Source organism: Mesorhizobium sp. WSM4989, assembly GCF_029625795.1.
In the GTDB taxonomy this organism is placed as follows: domain Bacteria; phylum Pseudomonadota; class Alphaproteobacteria; order Rhizobiales; family Rhizobiaceae; genus Mesorhizobium.
Genome location: NZ_JARTVN010000002.1, coordinates 165,917 through 179,997, shown reverse-complemented (window position 1 = coordinate 179,997; position 14,081 = coordinate 165,917). Strand labels below are relative to the sequence as shown.

The window sequence follows — 14,081 nt, the reverse complement described above, 5'->3', positions numbered from 1 at the left end:
CCTTCCACTGCCGGCTTCGCCGCAGTTTCATTGAACCGTCGCATGTCCGCTGTCTCGAAGAAGGCGATGCAGCCTCCTTCGAGATCAGGCAGGAGGCGATCAGGCGAGGCCGAGATCCTTGAGGATCGCGCCGATGCGTGTCGTGTCCTCGGCGACGAACTTGGCATAATCGTCGCCGGTCAGCAGAATCGGCGTCCAGTTGCGGTTCTTGCACTCGGTCGCCCAGGCCTCGCTCTTCGCCATGGTCTCGACCATCTTGATCATCGCCGCCTTGTCTTCGTCGGAAACGCCGGGGGGTGCAAAGACGCCGCGCCAGTTGAACAATTCGACGTCGATGCCGGCCTCTTTCAATGTCGGCGCGTCGATTCCTTCCTGGCGCTTGTCCGACGAGATCGCCAGCAGCCGGAGCGCGCCCGCCTTGACCTGCTCGGAGAATTCGCCGTAGCCGGAAATGCCGGCCGCGACCTGGTTGCCGAGCAGCGCCGACAGCGCCTCGCCGCCGCCGGCGAACGGCACATAGGACAGGTTGGCGGCAGGCACGCCGGCCGTCTTGGCGATCAGGCCGAAAAGGATGTGGTCGGAACCGCCGGCCGAACCGCCGGCCACCGGAACCTTCGTCGGATCCGCCTTCAGCGCCGCGACGAAATCATTGGCCGTCTTGAACGGCGAGGCTGCCGGCACCACCAGCGCCTCGAACTCGCCGGTGAGGCGCGCGATCGGCGTCACTTCGGTGAGATTGTTGGCGGCCTTGTTGGCGATGATGGCGCCAACCATGACCATGCCGGCAACCATCAGCGCGTTGCCCTTGCCCTTCCACTGGTTGACGAATTGCGGCAGGCCGACCGTGCCGCCGGCGCCGCCGACATTGGTGATCTGCGAGCCGGAGATCAGCTTTTCGGAGCGCAGCACCTGATCGATCGTGCGCGCGGTCTGGTCCCAGCCGCCGCCGGGGGCCGCCGGCACGAAGATTTGGATTTGCGGGGCGTCCTGCGCAAAGGCGGGTCCGAAATGCAAAGCCGCGAAGCCGGCGGCGGTGGTCGACAAGAATCTGCGTCTGTTCAGCATGGGATTCCTCCAAATCACGACACCTCCTCCGGTGCCTGCCAAGACGTGGCCTGAATTAAGACCCGCATTCGAGTTCAAGCATTTGTTACCGCGTTCTGTCAACGGGAATGCCATTCTGCTGGACAGAACGCATAGGATCGGACTAAATCCGCATGTCCAGGGTCATTCCCGGATGGGCGACCACGATGAAATCGTCACCGCAATGACAGACCTCCCTCCAAGCCAGGCTCCGGCCGACGGCGTTGCCGCGCTCGACCGGGCAATCGCCATCCTCGACGCGTTCACCATTGCCGACCGGTCGCTCGGCCTCGCCGAAATCGCGGCCCGAACCGGTCTCTACAAGAGCACGATCCTCAGATTGGCCAACTCGCTGATGCGCGGGCAATTGCTGGAGCGCCTGGAGGACGGACGCTATCGCATCGGACCGGCGACCTTCAGGCTTGGCGCGCTTTACCAGCGCTCGCTCGTGGCGATGGATATCCTGTTGCCGATCATGCGCGATCTCTCCGAGCGGAGCTGGGAAAGCGTCGCCTTCTATGTCCGCTCGGGCGACGTGCGCACCTGTCTCTACCGAGTCGAGTCCAAGCACCCGATCCGTTACACGATACGGGAAGGTGACGTGCTGCCCTTGCTGGTTGGTTCCGGCGGCCGGGTGCTGGCCGCTTTCTCGGGAGAGCAGGGCGAGCCTTACGAGACGATCCGGAAAACCTATAGTTACATTTCAATCGGTGACCGCGATCCGCAGACTGCCGGCATCTCCGCCCCTGTCTTCGGGCCGGGACGGACACTGCTCGGCGTGCTCACGCTCGCCGGTCCGAACACGCGGGTCGACGCGGCCTTCCTCACCCGCATGAAGCGGCCGCTGCTCGAAGCTGCCGCCCGCGCCACCCGCGCTTTTGGCGAAGATGCATCCATGCTGGATGCGGCAAGCCTCGACACGCCGCCGGAGCCCACAACGGATCCGGGTTTTGGCGAGCATCAAATTCGAGTTTCCGGCACGCAGCAGGCCAATGTCGCCGAGCTTCGGGCAGGTGGACGCTCAAGCGACGGTTAGCTCTTGCCAATCGCGTCCCTTGGCACCAATCTCGGCTCGAAGGGCCGCTCATCGGGTGGATGGCGGCGCGATAAGTTTTGCCATGACTCGCGATCAGATGCTCGCCCATCTCCGATCCGCCGACGCCGCGGCGCGCGAGGCGGCGGCGCACGGTCATCATCCATTCGGTGCGGTGCTGGTCGGCCCCGACGACGCCATCCTCATGCGCCAAGGCAATATCGACACCGTCCATCACGCCGAAACCGAACTTGCGCGACGCGCGGCGACTGCCTATTCGCCGGAGTTTCTCTGGACCTGCACGCTCGTCTCAACCGGCGAGCCCTGCGCGATGTGCACCGGAACGCTCTACTGGGCCAATATCGGCCGGCTGGTTTACGGCTTCGAGGAGACCCAGCTTCTGGCGCTCACCGGCGATCACGCGGAGAATCCGACGATGAGCCTTTCTTCGCGCGCCGTGCTCGACTCCGGGCAGAAAAAGATCGAGGTGTTTGGCCCCTTCCCCGAAGTCGCGGACGAGCTGCTCGCACCACACCGCGAGTTCTGGAAGCGCTGACGCGGAAGCGGATGTTGGGGACGGGTCCGCAAGGATAGGGTGACCCAGTCCGCCCTAAGCTTCCGCCCTCTAGGCTCTGCTTGACTCACACATATCTCACTGGTTATACGTCAATCAATAGCCATTGAGTTATCGATCCAGATGACGAACGCACACGATATGCTGTTCCGGACGCTTGCCGATCCGACAAGGCGCGCCATCTTCGAGCGTCTGTGCCGGCAAGGCGAGCAGACGGTCGGCGCGCTGACGGCTGAGGCCGGTGTCTCGCAGCCGGCGGTGTCGAAACATCTCGGCCTGCTCAAGCAAGCCGGACTGGTGCGCGACCGCCACGAGGGTCGCCAGACCCATTACAGCGCACAGCTTGGCGCGCTGGCGCCGCTAATGGATTGGACTCGCGATATGGCCGGGTTCTGGGAGAGCCGGTTCGACGATCTTGAGGATCTGCTGCAGAGGATGGATCAATGAACGATATGCCGGCCGGAACGCGCTCCGTTGTCGTCGAGCGCGAGATTCCCTATCCGCCGGAAAAGATCTGGCGGGCACTGACCCAGCCGCATCTCATCGAGGAGTGGCTGATGAAGAACAACTTCAAGCCGGTCGTAGACCACCGTTTCGAACTGAGCGCGGACTGGGGCGGTGTCGAGTGCCAGGTCCAGACAGTCGAGCCAAACAAGACGCTTTGCTACACATGGGACACCAAGGATCTAGAGAGCGTCGTCACATGGACGCTGACCCGGACCGGCGCCGGCACTCGCCTGCGCATGGAGCAGACGGGCTTCCGAACTGACCAGGAGCCGTATTTCCGGGGCGCCACCGTTGGCTGGCCGAGGTTCTTTGCGGCCTTGGAGCAGGTGCTTTCGCGGATCGAGTGAGGACCTGCGGCAACCTCATCCAGATGACGCAGCTGGCACGCTGGTAGGCCCAGCGTTCATTGGTTCTTTCAGAGGAGGAAGCATTGGACTGGAGCAAGTGGATCAGGCAGTTGCATCGCTGGCTGTCGATCATCTTTACCGTGACCGTCATCGCCAACTTCGTCGCCATGGCATTGGGCGAGGCGCCGGCCTGGGTGGTCTATTCGCCGCTCCTGCCGCTTTTCCTGCTGTTGTTCAGCGGCCTCTACATGTTCGTGCTGCCCTATGCCGCAAGGTGGCGCGGTGGGCCGGCGCGCGAGCGCGCCGGACCGGCCTGATGGCAAAAGCGAAATCGGCAAAGGTTGCAGCCAGGCCGTCGGGGGAAAAACCCGTCCTGCTTTCGGGCGGCAACCCGCAGATCGCCAAGGGGTATGGTGACGCTCCCGTGCAGGCCTATATCGCGGCGATGCTGGGCTGGAAGAGCGAGGTAGGCCGCCGGCTCGACCAACTTATCATGCAGGCCGTCCCCGACGTGCAGAAGGCCGTCAAATGGAACTCGCCGTTTTACGGCATGGACGGCGAAGGCTGGTTTCTCGGCATTCACTGTTTCACCAGATACGTCAAAGTGGCCTTCTTTCGCGGCATGTCGCTGAAGCCGGTGCCGCCCGGCGAATCCAAGAGCAAGGACACGCGCTATTTTCACATCCATGAGGACGACCAGCTCGACGAAGCGCAATTCGTCTCCTGGGTGAAACAGGCAAGTCAATTGCCTGGCGAACGAATGTAAGCGCATTATCGGTCACTCACGGTCCGCCCGACGAGGCATCATGGCGATCCGTCTAGCGGGTGTTGAAGGAGGACACATATGGAGAAAATCGGCGTGCAGGAAAGCAAGTCTCCTTCCGAGCTGATCGATGGCCGTATCGCGGAATTGGGCGATTGGCGGGGCGAGATGCTCGGCCGGCTGCGCGCCCTGATTAGGGATGCCGATCCGGACGTCACCGAGGAATGGAAGTGGCGCGGCGTGCCGGTCTGGGAGGACGCCGGAATGATCTGCACCGGCGAGACCTACAAGGCCGTCGTCAAGCTGACCTTCGCCAAGGGCGCGGCGCTGCCGGATCCCTCACGTCTCTTCAACTCCAGCCTCGAAGGCAACACAAGGCGCGCCATCGATTTTCGCGAAGGCGAGGAGATCGACCAGGAAGCGTTCAAGGCTCTCGTGCGAGCAGCGGTGGCCCTGAACAGGTCCAAGGCCAAACGCTGATCCCAGAAGCGCGTCAGCACCGGAGGCGGACGAACCCGGCATTGCCCTCTAGGCTGTTGCCCCTCCGGCCCACCGCTCCAGCAGGATCGTCGGCTTGTCGTGATAGGTGGTCCGCAGGATTTCGCGATAGCCGTTCTTATCTGCGACCTTGAGCGAGGCGCCATTTTCGGGATCGATGATGCAGACGGTCCTGGCTCGCCCGAACGCCTCGTCACCCCAGGCGACGATGCGCCCGACGACTTCGCTTGCAAGCCCCTGGCCATGCGCACCCGAAGCTAAAGCCCAGCCGGCTTCCGGCACGCCTTCGATCGAGGGCTCGATCTCGCGCTTCAGATCATGGAAGCCGGCCTCGCCGAGGAAGCGGCCAGTCGCCTTGTCCTCGATCGCCCAGAACCCATAGCCAAGCAGCGACCACAGCCCGGCATGGCGCAGGAAACGCATCCAGCTTTCCTCGCGGGTGCGCGGCTTGCCGCCGATGAAGCGGGTGACCCCCGGGTCCGCCCACATCGCGACATAGGTCTCGAAATCGTCGAGCCGGTGCGGCCGCAGGACGGTCCGCGCCGTCTCGAGGATCGGCACCCCGGCTTCCCTTGCAACGCTCATCGCAGTCCTCTCCTTTGAGCGGCAGCGCTTAGCAAACCTGCACGTTCGAACAAGGGCCAGGATCGCCCGGGGCATCCTCCAGCGACGCAAGTAGATGAGCGCGGTCATTGACCGGCTGACATTTCGGCGTGTGGGATTCTCGACAGGCGATGCTAGTCTTGGGACGAAGCTGATTCAGCGATATCGCGGCGCCGTCTGAAAACGAGGAAAGATAATGGACACCACCGACCTTCTGCTGGCGATCGCCCATCATCTTCTGGTGTTCTCGCTGGCCGGCATCATTGGCGCCGAGTTCGTGCTGGTGCGCGGCGAGTTGGGGGCGACGACGCTCAAGCGCGTTGTCGGCATCGACCGCCACTACGGCATCATCGCCGCGCTGATCGTCATCATCGGCATCTGCCGGGTGTTCTTCGGCCTGAAAGGCTGGGAGTTCTACGTCTTCAACTGGGTGTTCTGGGCAAAGATGATGGCCTTCATCATCGTCGGCCTGCTGTCGATCATCCCGACCGTGCGCTTCATCTCCTGGAGCAGGCAGGCGAGCGGCAATCCATCCTTCTCGGTTCCGGCGGCGGAGCTCGCCTCGGTGAAGAACTATGTCCGCGCCGAGGGCTTCATCTTCCTGCTCATCCCGGTCTTTGCGGCGGCGATGGCGCGCGGCTACGGTTATTAGAATAGAACCGAGGAAGAGCAGGGATCGGGCAGCAACCGGCATCCGCCAACGTACCGTCGTCAGATGTCGACATCCCGCGATCCATCATCCGACCCAGATCTTTTCCATCCATCTTGCGGGTGATTTGTAGATAATTGCGGTTTGCCGTTTGAGTCCGATTGCAATCTGCTAGCCTGCACTAGTTGCTATTGCATCCACAGCCGTCGCCGAGAGGAATTTCGCGCGGTGGCTGGAGATTCATACTCTGGGAGGAAGTCACAATGAGAAAATTTGTTGCCGCTCTGGCTGCCGCAGCGGCCATCACGCTTTATCCGTTCGCCGCGGGCGCGCAGACCTATCCGGAACGCACCATCACCGTGGTGGTGCCGTTTGCGGCCGGCGGCCCGACCGACACGGTCACACGCCTCATCGCCGAAGCCATGTCGAAGGATCTCGGCCAGCAGGTCATCGTCGAGAATGTCGGCGGTGCCGGCGGCACGCTGGGCGCGGGCCGCGTCGCGAAGGCTGACCCGGACGGTTATACGCTGCTCCTCCACCACATCGGCATGGCGACCAGCGCGACGCTGTACAGAAAGCTCGCATACGACACGCTCAACGCCTTCGAATATGTCGGCCTCGTCACCGAGGTGCCAATGACCGTCGTCGGCCGCAAGGACCTTGAGCCGACCGATCTGAAGGGACTGGTCGAGTACGCCAAGGCCAACAAGGACACTGTCACCGTCGCCAATGCCGGGATCGGTGCGGCCTCGCATTTGTGCGGCATGCTGTTCATGAGCGCCATCGGTACGCCGCTGGTCACCGTGCCCTACAAGGGCACCGGCCCGGCCATGACCGATCTTCTTGGCGGCCAGGTCGACATGATGTGCGACCAGACGACCAACACCACCAAGCAGATCCAGGGCGGCACGATCAAGGCCTATGCCGTCACCTCGCCGGAACGCCTCGATGTGCTGCCGGACGTCCCGACGACGACGGAAGGCGGCCTTCCCGAGGTGCAGGTCAGCATCTGGCACGGCCTCTACGCACCAAAGGGTACGCCAGCCGAGATCACCGGACGCCTGTCGAAATCGCTGCAGGTCGCGCTGAAGGATCAGAACGTCGCCGCCCGCTTCGCCGAACTCGGCACCAAGCCGTCGCCCGAAGCCGACGCGACACCGGCGGCGCTGAAGGCCAAGCTTGAAAGCGAGATCGGGCGCTGGAAGCCGATCATCGAAGCCGCCGGCCAGTACGCCGACTGAGGTTTTGGACGGGGCGCGATCGGCGCTCCGTTTTTGCTTCGGCCCCGTTTTGCGTTGCACGGCGCGCCCGGGGTGCGCACCTGAGAGGAACGTGATGAAGCCCTTCGCAATCGACACGACCAACGGCATATGCGCCGCGCTGTTCATCGCCTTCGGCGCATTTTTCGCGCTGCAGTCGCTCGGCCTCGAAATCGGCACCGCCTTCCGCATGGGACCGGGCTATTTCCCGCTGGTCCTGGCGATCGTGCTGCTCCTGCTTGGCGTTATCATCCTCGTCCAGGCAGTGCGCTTCGAGAGCGAGGCGATCGGCCACATTGCGTGGCGCGGCATGCTGCTCATCCTCCCCGCTCCGATCTTCTTCGGCCTGACGGTGCGCGGTCTCGGCTTCATCCCGTCGATCTTCCTGACGGCGCTGATCGCATCCTTTGCCAGCGCCCGCATGAAACCGCTGACCGCGCTCCTGTTGTCGGCCGGCCTGACGCTGTTTGCATCACTCGTCTTCAGCTACGCACTCGGCCTGCCGTTCCGACGCTTTGGCCCGTGGCTGCCATTGTGAGGAGACGACCATGGAACTCCTCGCCAACTTGGTGCTCGGCTTTTCGACGGCGACATCGCTGGCCAATCTCGGTTTCTGTCTGATCGGCGTCCTTCTCGGCACGCTGATCGGCGTCCTGCCCGGCATCGGCGCCACCGCAACCATCGCCATGCTCTTGCCGATTACGTTCCAGATAGGCGACCCGGTTTCCTCTCTCATCATGCTCGCCGGCATCTATTACGGCGCGCAATATGGCGGCTCCACCACCGCCATTCTCATCAATATGCCCGGCGAATCCTCGTCAGCCGTCACCGCAATCGACGGCTACCAGATGGCAAAGAACGGCCGCGCCGGGGCGGCACTCGCGATTGCTGCGATAGGCTCGTTCTTTGCCGGCACGGTGTCGACCTTCCTGGTCGCCATCTTTGCTCCGCCGCTGACGGCGATGGCGCTGGAATTCGGCGCGGCCGAGTATTTTTCGCTGATGGTCGTCGGCCTCGTCTCGTCCGTCGCGCTCGCCCACGGCTCGATAGTCAAGGCGCTAGCCATGGTTGTGCTCGGCCTGCTGCTCGGCATTGTCGGAACCGACATCTATACCGGCACGCCGCGCTTCACGCTCGGCATCACGCAATATGCCGACGGGCTGAATTTCGTCGCGGTAGCGGTCGGCGTCTTCGGCGTCGCCGAGATCCTGCGCAACCTCGAGAACGAGCATGAGCGCTCCGTGCTGATCCGAAGAGTCTCCGGCCTCATGCCCACCGGCGAGGATTTTCGGCGCATGGCCGCGCCTATCATGCGCGGAACGATCATTGGTTCGGCGCTCGGCATCCTGCCGGGAGGCGGCGCGATCCTTGCAGCCTTTGCCTCCTACACGGTCGAAAAGCGCGTATCGAAAAACCCGGGGGAGTTCGGCAAGGGCGCCATCGAAGGGGTCGCCGGGCCGGAATCGGCCAACAATGCCGGCGCGCAGACCTCCTTCATTCCCATGCTGACGCTTGGCATTCCGGCCAATCCGGTAATGGCGCTGATGATCGGCGCGATGATCATCCAGGGCATCGTGCCCGGCCCCAATGTCGCGACCGAACAGCCGGAGCTGTTTTGGGGCATCATCGCCTCAATGTGGATCGGCAACCTGATGCTGATCATCCTCAACCTGCCGCTGATAGGGCTTTGGGTGAAGCTCCTTACGATCCCCTATTACGTGCTGTTTCCGATCATCATGGCGTTCTGCTCGATCGGCGTCTACAGCGTCAACACCAATGTTTACGACCTCTACGCCGTCGCCTTCTTTGGATTGCTCGGCTACCTCCTGACCAAGCTGCGCTGCGAACCCGCGCCACTGCTGCTCGGCTTCGTGCTCGGCCCGTTGCTTGAGGAAAACTTGCGTCGCGCCATGATTCTGTCGCGCGGCGACCCGAGCACCTTCGTGACGAGACCGATCAGCGCCAGCCTGCTCTTCATCGCGCTCGCCGTGCTCGTCATCGTCTTCCTGCCCGCGGTCAAGAAGAAGCGTGAAGAGGTGTTTGTGGAGGAGAACTAATTCGGCGTTTGGGCCGAGGCGCCGTCGGCTGGCGCTATCCGCTACACTCTGCCTAGCTGACACCAATAGCTCGGTCCTCAGTTTCGTCGAGCGGCGCGAGCTCGATCAGCGGCGCCGGCAGGTCGGTGGTCTTTTCCTTTGACTTGCAGATATCGGCGATGACACAGACCGGGCAGTCGGGCTTGCGCGCCTTGCAGACATAGCGGCCATGCAGGATCAGCCAGTGATGGGCGTGCCGCATGTATTCGGCGGGGATGACTTTTAAGAGCCCCTGCTCAACCTGTTCGGGCGTTTTGCCGGGCGCCAATCCAATACGATTGCCGATGCGAAAGATATGCGTGTCCACCGCCATCGTGTGCTGGCCGAAGGCGACGTTGAGCACGACATTGGCGGTCTTGCGTCCCACGCCCGGCAGCTTGACCAGCTCGTCCCGATCTTCGGGCACGTTGCCGGCATAGTCGTCGATCAGTGCCTTCGAGAGCGCGACCACGTTCTTTGCCTTGTTGCGCCACAGGCCTATGGTGCGGATGTAGTCGCCGACCTTGGCCTCACCGAGCGCCAGCATCTTCTGCGGTGTATCGGCGACCGAAAACAGCGGCTTCGTTGCCTTGTTGACGCCGGCATCGGTCGCCTGCGCCGACAGCACCACCGCGATCAGCAGCGTGAAGGGATTGACATAGTCGAGCTCGCCCTTCGGCTCGGGCCGCTGCACGGAAAAACGCCGGAAGATCTCATGCACCTCGGCGGGCGTGTAAAGCGAGCGCAGCCCGCCCTTCCGGGAGGGCGTCTTTGCTTTTGCACTGCCGCCTGAGGCGGAGGCCGACGGCTTTTTGACGGGGAAGGATTTTTTGGACTTGGGCGGCGCCATTCCCTTCCTATAATATTTCCCTATGAGCGACACAAACGCCTCGTTCGAAGCCGACAAGCCATTCTTCCAGGCCCTGCTGACGCCGCATCGCTCCCTCGGTCGGACCGGCTTTCTGATATTGATGGGCGCGCTGATGTTCGGCTGGGCGATCACCGGCGCGATCTTCCTGGCACATGGCGCATGGCCGGTCTTCGGCTTCTTGGGGCTGGACGTGGTCGCCGTCTACATCGCCTTTCGCGTCAATTACCGGGCGGCCCGCGCCCGTGAGGAAATATCGGTCTCGCGCACCAGGCTTGACATCCGCAAAACGGCGCCGTCGGGCCGCTTCGAGGATCATCGCTTCAACCCGTTCTGGGCCCGCTTTTCGATCGCCCGCCATGCCGAGATCGGCATCACCAACATGGCCGTCGAGGCGCAAGGCGAAAGCGTTTCGATCGGGTCTTTCCTGGATCCCGGTTCCCGCGAAAGCTTTGCTGCTGCCTTTTCGCGCGCACTGGCGACCGCCAGGGCGCGTTGAACTGGCACGGCGCTCCGGCGCCTCGCCGTAGAGCGTCATCAGCAAGGTCTGCCTTACCCCGGTCAAATCTATCTTTTCGCCGGCCGTCATCGCCCTTCGGCTCGAAGCCTGCTCGATCTGGGTAGGGGCCGGAGGAAGGCAAGTTTCGGGTGGTGGCAATGCGCGGGAAGACCGATATTCGCGGCCGAGCAGATAGCCATGGGAGATATTGCCATGAACGCCCAGATGACCATGAATACCCGGATGGAACCGTCAGCGATCCTGCAGAACGACATCACGCCCGTGGGCAGCGACTACGAAATCGTGCGCCGCGCCATCGAGAAGATCAGCCTCGACTATCGCGACCAGCCCTCGCTGGAGGTTCTGGCCGAGGCGGTCGGCGAGACGCCGACGGGCCTGCAGAAACTGTTCACGCGCTGGGCCGGCCTGTCGCCCAAGGCCTTTCTGCAGGCGGTGACGCTCGACCATGCGCGCAGGCTGCTTGATTCCGGCATGCCGCTGCTCGAAACCTCGTTCGAGCTCGGCATGTCGGGCCCCGGCCGGCTGCACGATCTCTTCGTCACGCACGAAGCGATGTCACCCGGCGACTACAAGACCCGTGGCGCCGGCCTGACCATCCGCTACGGCTATCATATCTCGCCCTTCGGCATTGCGTTGATCATGGTCACCGATCGCGGGCTGGCCGGCCTGGCCTTCTGCGACGCCGGCGGCGAGCGGGCTGCCTTCGCCGATATGTCCGGCCGCTGGCCGAACGCAGCTTACGTCGAGGACATGTCGGCCACCCAGCCCTATGCCGCGCGCGTCTTCGATCCGACCAAATGGCGTGCGGACCAGCCTCTGCGCGTGGTGATGATCGGTACCGACTTCCAGCTGCGCGTCTGGGAGGCGCTGCTGCGCATTCCGATGGGCAGGGCCTGCACCTATTCCTCGATCGCGGCAAGCATCGGCGCGCCGAGCGCCAGCCGGGCCGTGGGTGCCGCGGTGGGCGCCAACCCCATGTCCTTCGTGGTGCCCTGCCATCGCGCGCTGGGCAAGTCCGGCGCGCTCACCGGCTATCACTGGGGCCTGACACGCAAGCGCGCCATCCTCGGCTGGGAGGCGGGACAAATGGCGTCCTGAAACCTCGTTTTTTCCGCGCGCCATTGCGAAAAACCGTGGATCTGAATATAGGTAAGTATAATCGAAACAATACATCCGAAATATCGGGAAATGCAACCGGAGGAAACCTCAGGTTTCGCCGGTTGTATTTTTGAATTGTTTGCAGTCGTTATCTTGTTTAACGCTAAATTAACCACGATAAACGGATGATACCTCTGTATTGAGCCGCATTTGCTAAGGGCACAGATATGCGGAAAGTTCTTCGGGCATCGCAGGTTCTGACGCTTGCAGACGGGCTTCACCTTGCCCGGCGTCACCCTGCCCCAGGGCCAGGACGAGGTTCATGCTTCCGACGGCACGACCTGCCGCTCGGCCGTTTCCGGCAGCGGCGCCTATCTGGACGTCGGCGTCATCCGCGGCAACAGCAACAGCCAGTCGAACAGCGACCTCGCCACTTACGGCCGCGTGGTGGTCCCGATCGGGCGGACGCCGAAGCGCGTGGATTGCAGCCGCCTCTACGAACTCGAGGTCGAGCGCCTGCAGCTCGAATTGAAGCTGCTCAAGATGGGTCTCGGCGCCGACGGCCAGACGGGAAGCGTGGCTGCTCCCAATCCCGCGACCGCCTCCGCTGCCGCATCGACTGGATGGGCTAACGAGGGCTGGAGCATCAGAGGCACAACCGGCAATGACAAGAAAAAGAAAAAGAAATAGCCGCGCGCTGATCGCCGCGGTGGCTGCGCTTGCAAGCTACTCGCTCCCGGCTTCGGCGGCGATCATCGGCACTTGCACCATCATGATCAGCGCCTCGGGAACGATGAAATCGAACCCCGCCATCAATATCTTCGGCTCCAGGCAGGCGGGCGGGTCGAGCGCCGGCGCCACCATCACCGCGAATGCGACGCTATGCACGATCCTCAACCTGCTCGACTGCTATTCCGTCTCGGCACCGGCGCCGATTGTCTTCACGTCCGCGCCGAGCGGCGGCGACACCGACGTCACCTTCGCCACCGTCTTCCGCCTCGATGGCTCAGGCGCGGACATCCCGGGCAGTTCGCCGCAGCGGGTGACCAACGGCACTCACACCATGCAGGTCGATCTCACGGCCACGAAATCGCCGGGCATCTTCCCGGCCGGCAACTACCAGGGCACGGTGACGGTGCGCTGCGAATGATGCTGTGGGCCGGTGCGGCGCACAACCGGCTTGATCTGGCAATAGACGGTCTTTGCGGCTAGCCTCCCGCGCAAGCAACTGCGTAAATGCAAGGACTTGCGGCATCGGCCTTCGATCGAAGGCTCGCCCGCTCGTGCAGGAGGCCTTTCTTGATCATCATCGTCGGCTCGATCAACCTCGACCTGATCGCCAATGTCGACCGTTTGCCTGGACCCGGCGAGACGGTCCGCGGCTCCGGCTTTGCCACCGCTCCCGGCGGCAAAGGCGCCAACCAGGCGCTGGCCGCGGCCCGCGCAGGCGCTGAGGTGCGCATGGTCGGCGCCGTCGGCAAGGACAGCTTTGCCGCCGAAGCGCTGGCGCTGCTGAAGGCCGGCGGTGTCGATCTTTCCGGCGTCGGCGAGAGCTTCGCCTCCACCGGCACAGCGCTCATCCTGGTCGGCGCCGACGGCGAGAATGTGATCGCCGTCGTGCCGGGCGCTAACGATTCTGTACTGCCCGGCGACATCGCCAAGGCGTATCTGAAGAAGGGCGATGTCGTGCTTTTGCAGCACGAGATCCCGCTGCCCACCGTCGAAGCGGCGCTTGATGCAACCCGCGCGGCGGGTGCCGTCAGCGTGCTCAACACCGCGCCTTTCCGCCCCGAGGCGGCCAGCTTTCTCGGCAAGGCCGACTACGCCGTCGCCAACGAGACCGAGTTCGACCTCTATGGCGAGGCGCTGGTGCTCACCGGCCGCGACCGGGAGGCGCGGATGCGCGACTATGCCGAAAAGACAGGCCGCGCCATCGTCGTGACGCTCGGCGGCGACGGCGTGCTGGCTGCCACTCCCGACCATTTCATCACCGTCCCGGCACTGAAGATAACTCCGGTCGACACGGTCGGCGCGGGCGACACCTTTTGCGGCTATTTGGGCGCCGGCCTGTCGTCCGGCCTCTCGCTCGAACAGGCGCTCACGCGCGCCGCGGCGGCAGGCTCGCTCGCATGCTTGAAGCCGGGTGCGCAGCCGGCGATTCCGCTGGCGAAGGATGTCGACGCGGCCTTGGCCGCGCGGTGACG

Annotated in this window: 19 protein-coding genes; 16 read left to right on the top strand and 3 right to left on the bottom strand. The window is 63.4% G+C overall.

Annotation, left to right across the window (positions count from 1 at the left end):
* Window positions 1-99: 99 nt before the first annotated feature.
* Window positions 100-1,065 carry a tripartite tricarboxylate transporter substrate-binding protein gene (locus tag P9217_RS13665; RefSeq protein WP_067318842.1) on the bottom strand — a complete coding sequence of 322 codons (966 nt, stop codon included), beginning with the start codon at window positions 1,063-1,065 and terminating at the stop codon, window positions 100-102.
* A gap of 202 nt (window positions 1,066-1,267) precedes the next feature.
* On the opposite strand from P9217_RS13665, the gene P9217_RS13660 reads away from it, so the two are divergent.
* The 7 genes from P9217_RS13660 to P9217_RS13630 all read left to right on the top strand — a co-directional run bounded on the left by P9217_RS13660 (window position 1,268) and on the right by P9217_RS13630 (window position 4,787).
* Window positions 1,268-2,119 (top strand): IclR family transcriptional regulator, encoded by an 852-nt coding sequence (locus P9217_RS13660; RefSeq protein ID WP_082980771.1) that lies wholly within the window; start codon window positions 1,268-1,270, stop codon window positions 2,117-2,119.
* Between the two features lie 82 nt (window positions 2,120-2,201).
* Entirely contained in the window at window positions 2,202-2,672 is a 471-nt protein-coding gene (locus P9217_RS13655) for a nucleoside deaminase (RefSeq protein WP_067318844.1), read from the top strand.
* A gap of 141 nt (window positions 2,673-2,813) precedes the next feature.
* Window positions 2,814-3,137, top strand: coding sequence for a metalloregulator ArsR/SmtB family transcription factor (locus P9217_RS13650; protein WP_067003998.1), 324 nt, complete (start codon window positions 2,814-2,816; stop codon window positions 3,135-3,137).
* Window positions 3,134-3,544, top strand: coding sequence for an SRPBCC domain-containing protein (locus tag P9217_RS13645; protein ID WP_127247036.1), 411 nt, complete (start codon window positions 3,134-3,136; stop codon window positions 3,542-3,544). The genes P9217_RS13650 and P9217_RS13645 overlap by 4 nt, the downstream gene beginning before the upstream one ends.
* A gap of 83 nt (window positions 3,545-3,627) precedes the next feature.
* Complete coding sequence (locus P9217_RS13640; protein WP_095800556.1) at window positions 3,628-3,861, top strand: hypothetical protein; 234 nt, start codon at window positions 3,628-3,630, stop codon at window positions 3,859-3,861.
* Window positions 3,861-4,310, top strand: coding sequence for a DUF1801 domain-containing protein (locus P9217_RS13635; RefSeq protein WP_278087062.1), 450 nt, complete (start codon window positions 3,861-3,863; stop codon window positions 4,308-4,310). The genes P9217_RS13640 and P9217_RS13635 overlap by 1 nt, the downstream gene beginning before the upstream one ends.
* Window positions 4,311-4,388: 78 nt before the next feature.
* Window positions 4,389-4,787 (top strand): DUF1801 domain-containing protein, encoded by a 399-nt coding sequence (locus tag P9217_RS13630; RefSeq protein WP_127214050.1) that lies wholly within the window; start codon window positions 4,389-4,391, stop codon window positions 4,785-4,787.
* A 48-nt stretch (window positions 4,788-4,835) separates the two neighbouring features.
* Here P9217_RS13630 and P9217_RS13625 read toward each other — a convergent pair whose 3' ends face one another.
* Complete coding sequence (locus tag P9217_RS13625; RefSeq protein ID WP_278087061.1) at window positions 4,836-5,390, bottom strand: GNAT family N-acetyltransferase; 555 nt, start codon at window positions 5,388-5,390, stop codon at window positions 4,836-4,838.
* 214 nt (window positions 5,391-5,604) lie between these two features.
* Here P9217_RS13625 and P9217_RS13620 point away from each other — a divergent pair, with 214 nt between their 5' ends.
* The 4 genes from P9217_RS13620 to P9217_RS13605 all read left to right on the top strand — a co-directional run bounded on the left by P9217_RS13620 (window position 5,605) and on the right by P9217_RS13605 (window position 9,373).
* A complete protein-coding gene (locus P9217_RS13620; RefSeq protein ID WP_067318854.1) occupies window positions 5,605-6,060 on the top strand; it encodes a DUF2214 family protein in 456 nt (151 codons plus the stop codon).
* Between the two features lie 260 nt (window positions 6,061-6,320).
* Window positions 6,321-7,298, top strand: coding sequence for a tripartite tricarboxylate transporter substrate-binding protein (locus tag P9217_RS13615; protein ID WP_127247040.1), 978 nt, complete (start codon window positions 6,321-6,323; stop codon window positions 7,296-7,298).
* 94 nt (window positions 7,299-7,392) lie between these two features.
* The gene (locus P9217_RS13610) at window positions 7,393-7,854 is read left to right on the top strand and encodes a tripartite tricarboxylate transporter TctB family protein (RefSeq protein ID WP_278087060.1); all 462 of its coding nucleotides are present in this window, start codon (window positions 7,393-7,395) and stop codon (window positions 7,852-7,854) included.
* Between the two features lie 10 nt (window positions 7,855-7,864).
* The gene (locus P9217_RS13605) at window positions 7,865-9,373 is read left to right on the top strand and encodes a tripartite tricarboxylate transporter permease (protein WP_278087059.1); all 1,509 of its coding nucleotides are present in this window, start codon (window positions 7,865-7,867) and stop codon (window positions 9,371-9,373) included.
* 52 nt (window positions 9,374-9,425) lie between these two features.
* On the opposite strand, the gene nth is transcribed toward P9217_RS13605, so the two are convergent.
* Window positions 9,426-10,241, bottom strand: coding sequence for an endonuclease III (gene nth, locus P9217_RS13600; protein ID WP_127239703.1), 816 nt, complete (start codon window positions 10,239-10,241; stop codon window positions 9,426-9,428).
* A 22-nt stretch (window positions 10,242-10,263) separates the two neighbouring features.
* Here nth and P9217_RS13595 point away from each other — a divergent pair, with 22 nt between their 5' ends.
* The 5 genes from P9217_RS13595 (at window position 10,264) to P9217_RS13575 (ending at window position 14,079) form a co-directional block, all read left to right on the top strand.
* Window positions 10,264-10,758: a DUF2244 domain-containing protein gene (locus P9217_RS13595; RefSeq protein WP_095800560.1), complete on the top strand. Its 495-nt coding sequence runs from the start codon at window positions 10,264-10,266 to the stop codon at window positions 10,756-10,758.
* 213 nt (window positions 10,759-10,971) lie between these two features.
* Window positions 10,972-11,877, top strand: a complete 906-nt coding sequence (locus P9217_RS13590; protein WP_164746661.1) for a methylated-DNA--[protein]-cysteine S-methyltransferase — start codon at window positions 10,972-10,974, stop codon at window positions 11,875-11,877.
* 264 nt (window positions 11,878-12,141) lie between these two features.
* Entirely contained in the window at window positions 12,142-12,567 is a 426-nt protein-coding gene (locus P9217_RS13585) for a hypothetical protein (RefSeq protein WP_278087058.1), read from the top strand.
* On the top strand, window positions 12,542-13,027 hold the full coding sequence (locus P9217_RS13580) for a hypothetical protein (protein WP_278087057.1): 486 nt from the start codon (window positions 12,542-12,544) through the stop codon (window positions 13,025-13,027). Before P9217_RS13585 ends, P9217_RS13580 begins: the two co-directional genes overlap by 26 nt.
* A 149-nt stretch (window positions 13,028-13,176) precedes the next feature.
* Window positions 13,177-14,079, top strand: a complete 903-nt coding sequence (locus tag P9217_RS13575; protein WP_278087056.1) for a ribokinase — start codon at window positions 13,177-13,179, stop codon at window positions 14,077-14,079.
* Window positions 14,080-14,081: the final 2 nt, after the last annotated feature.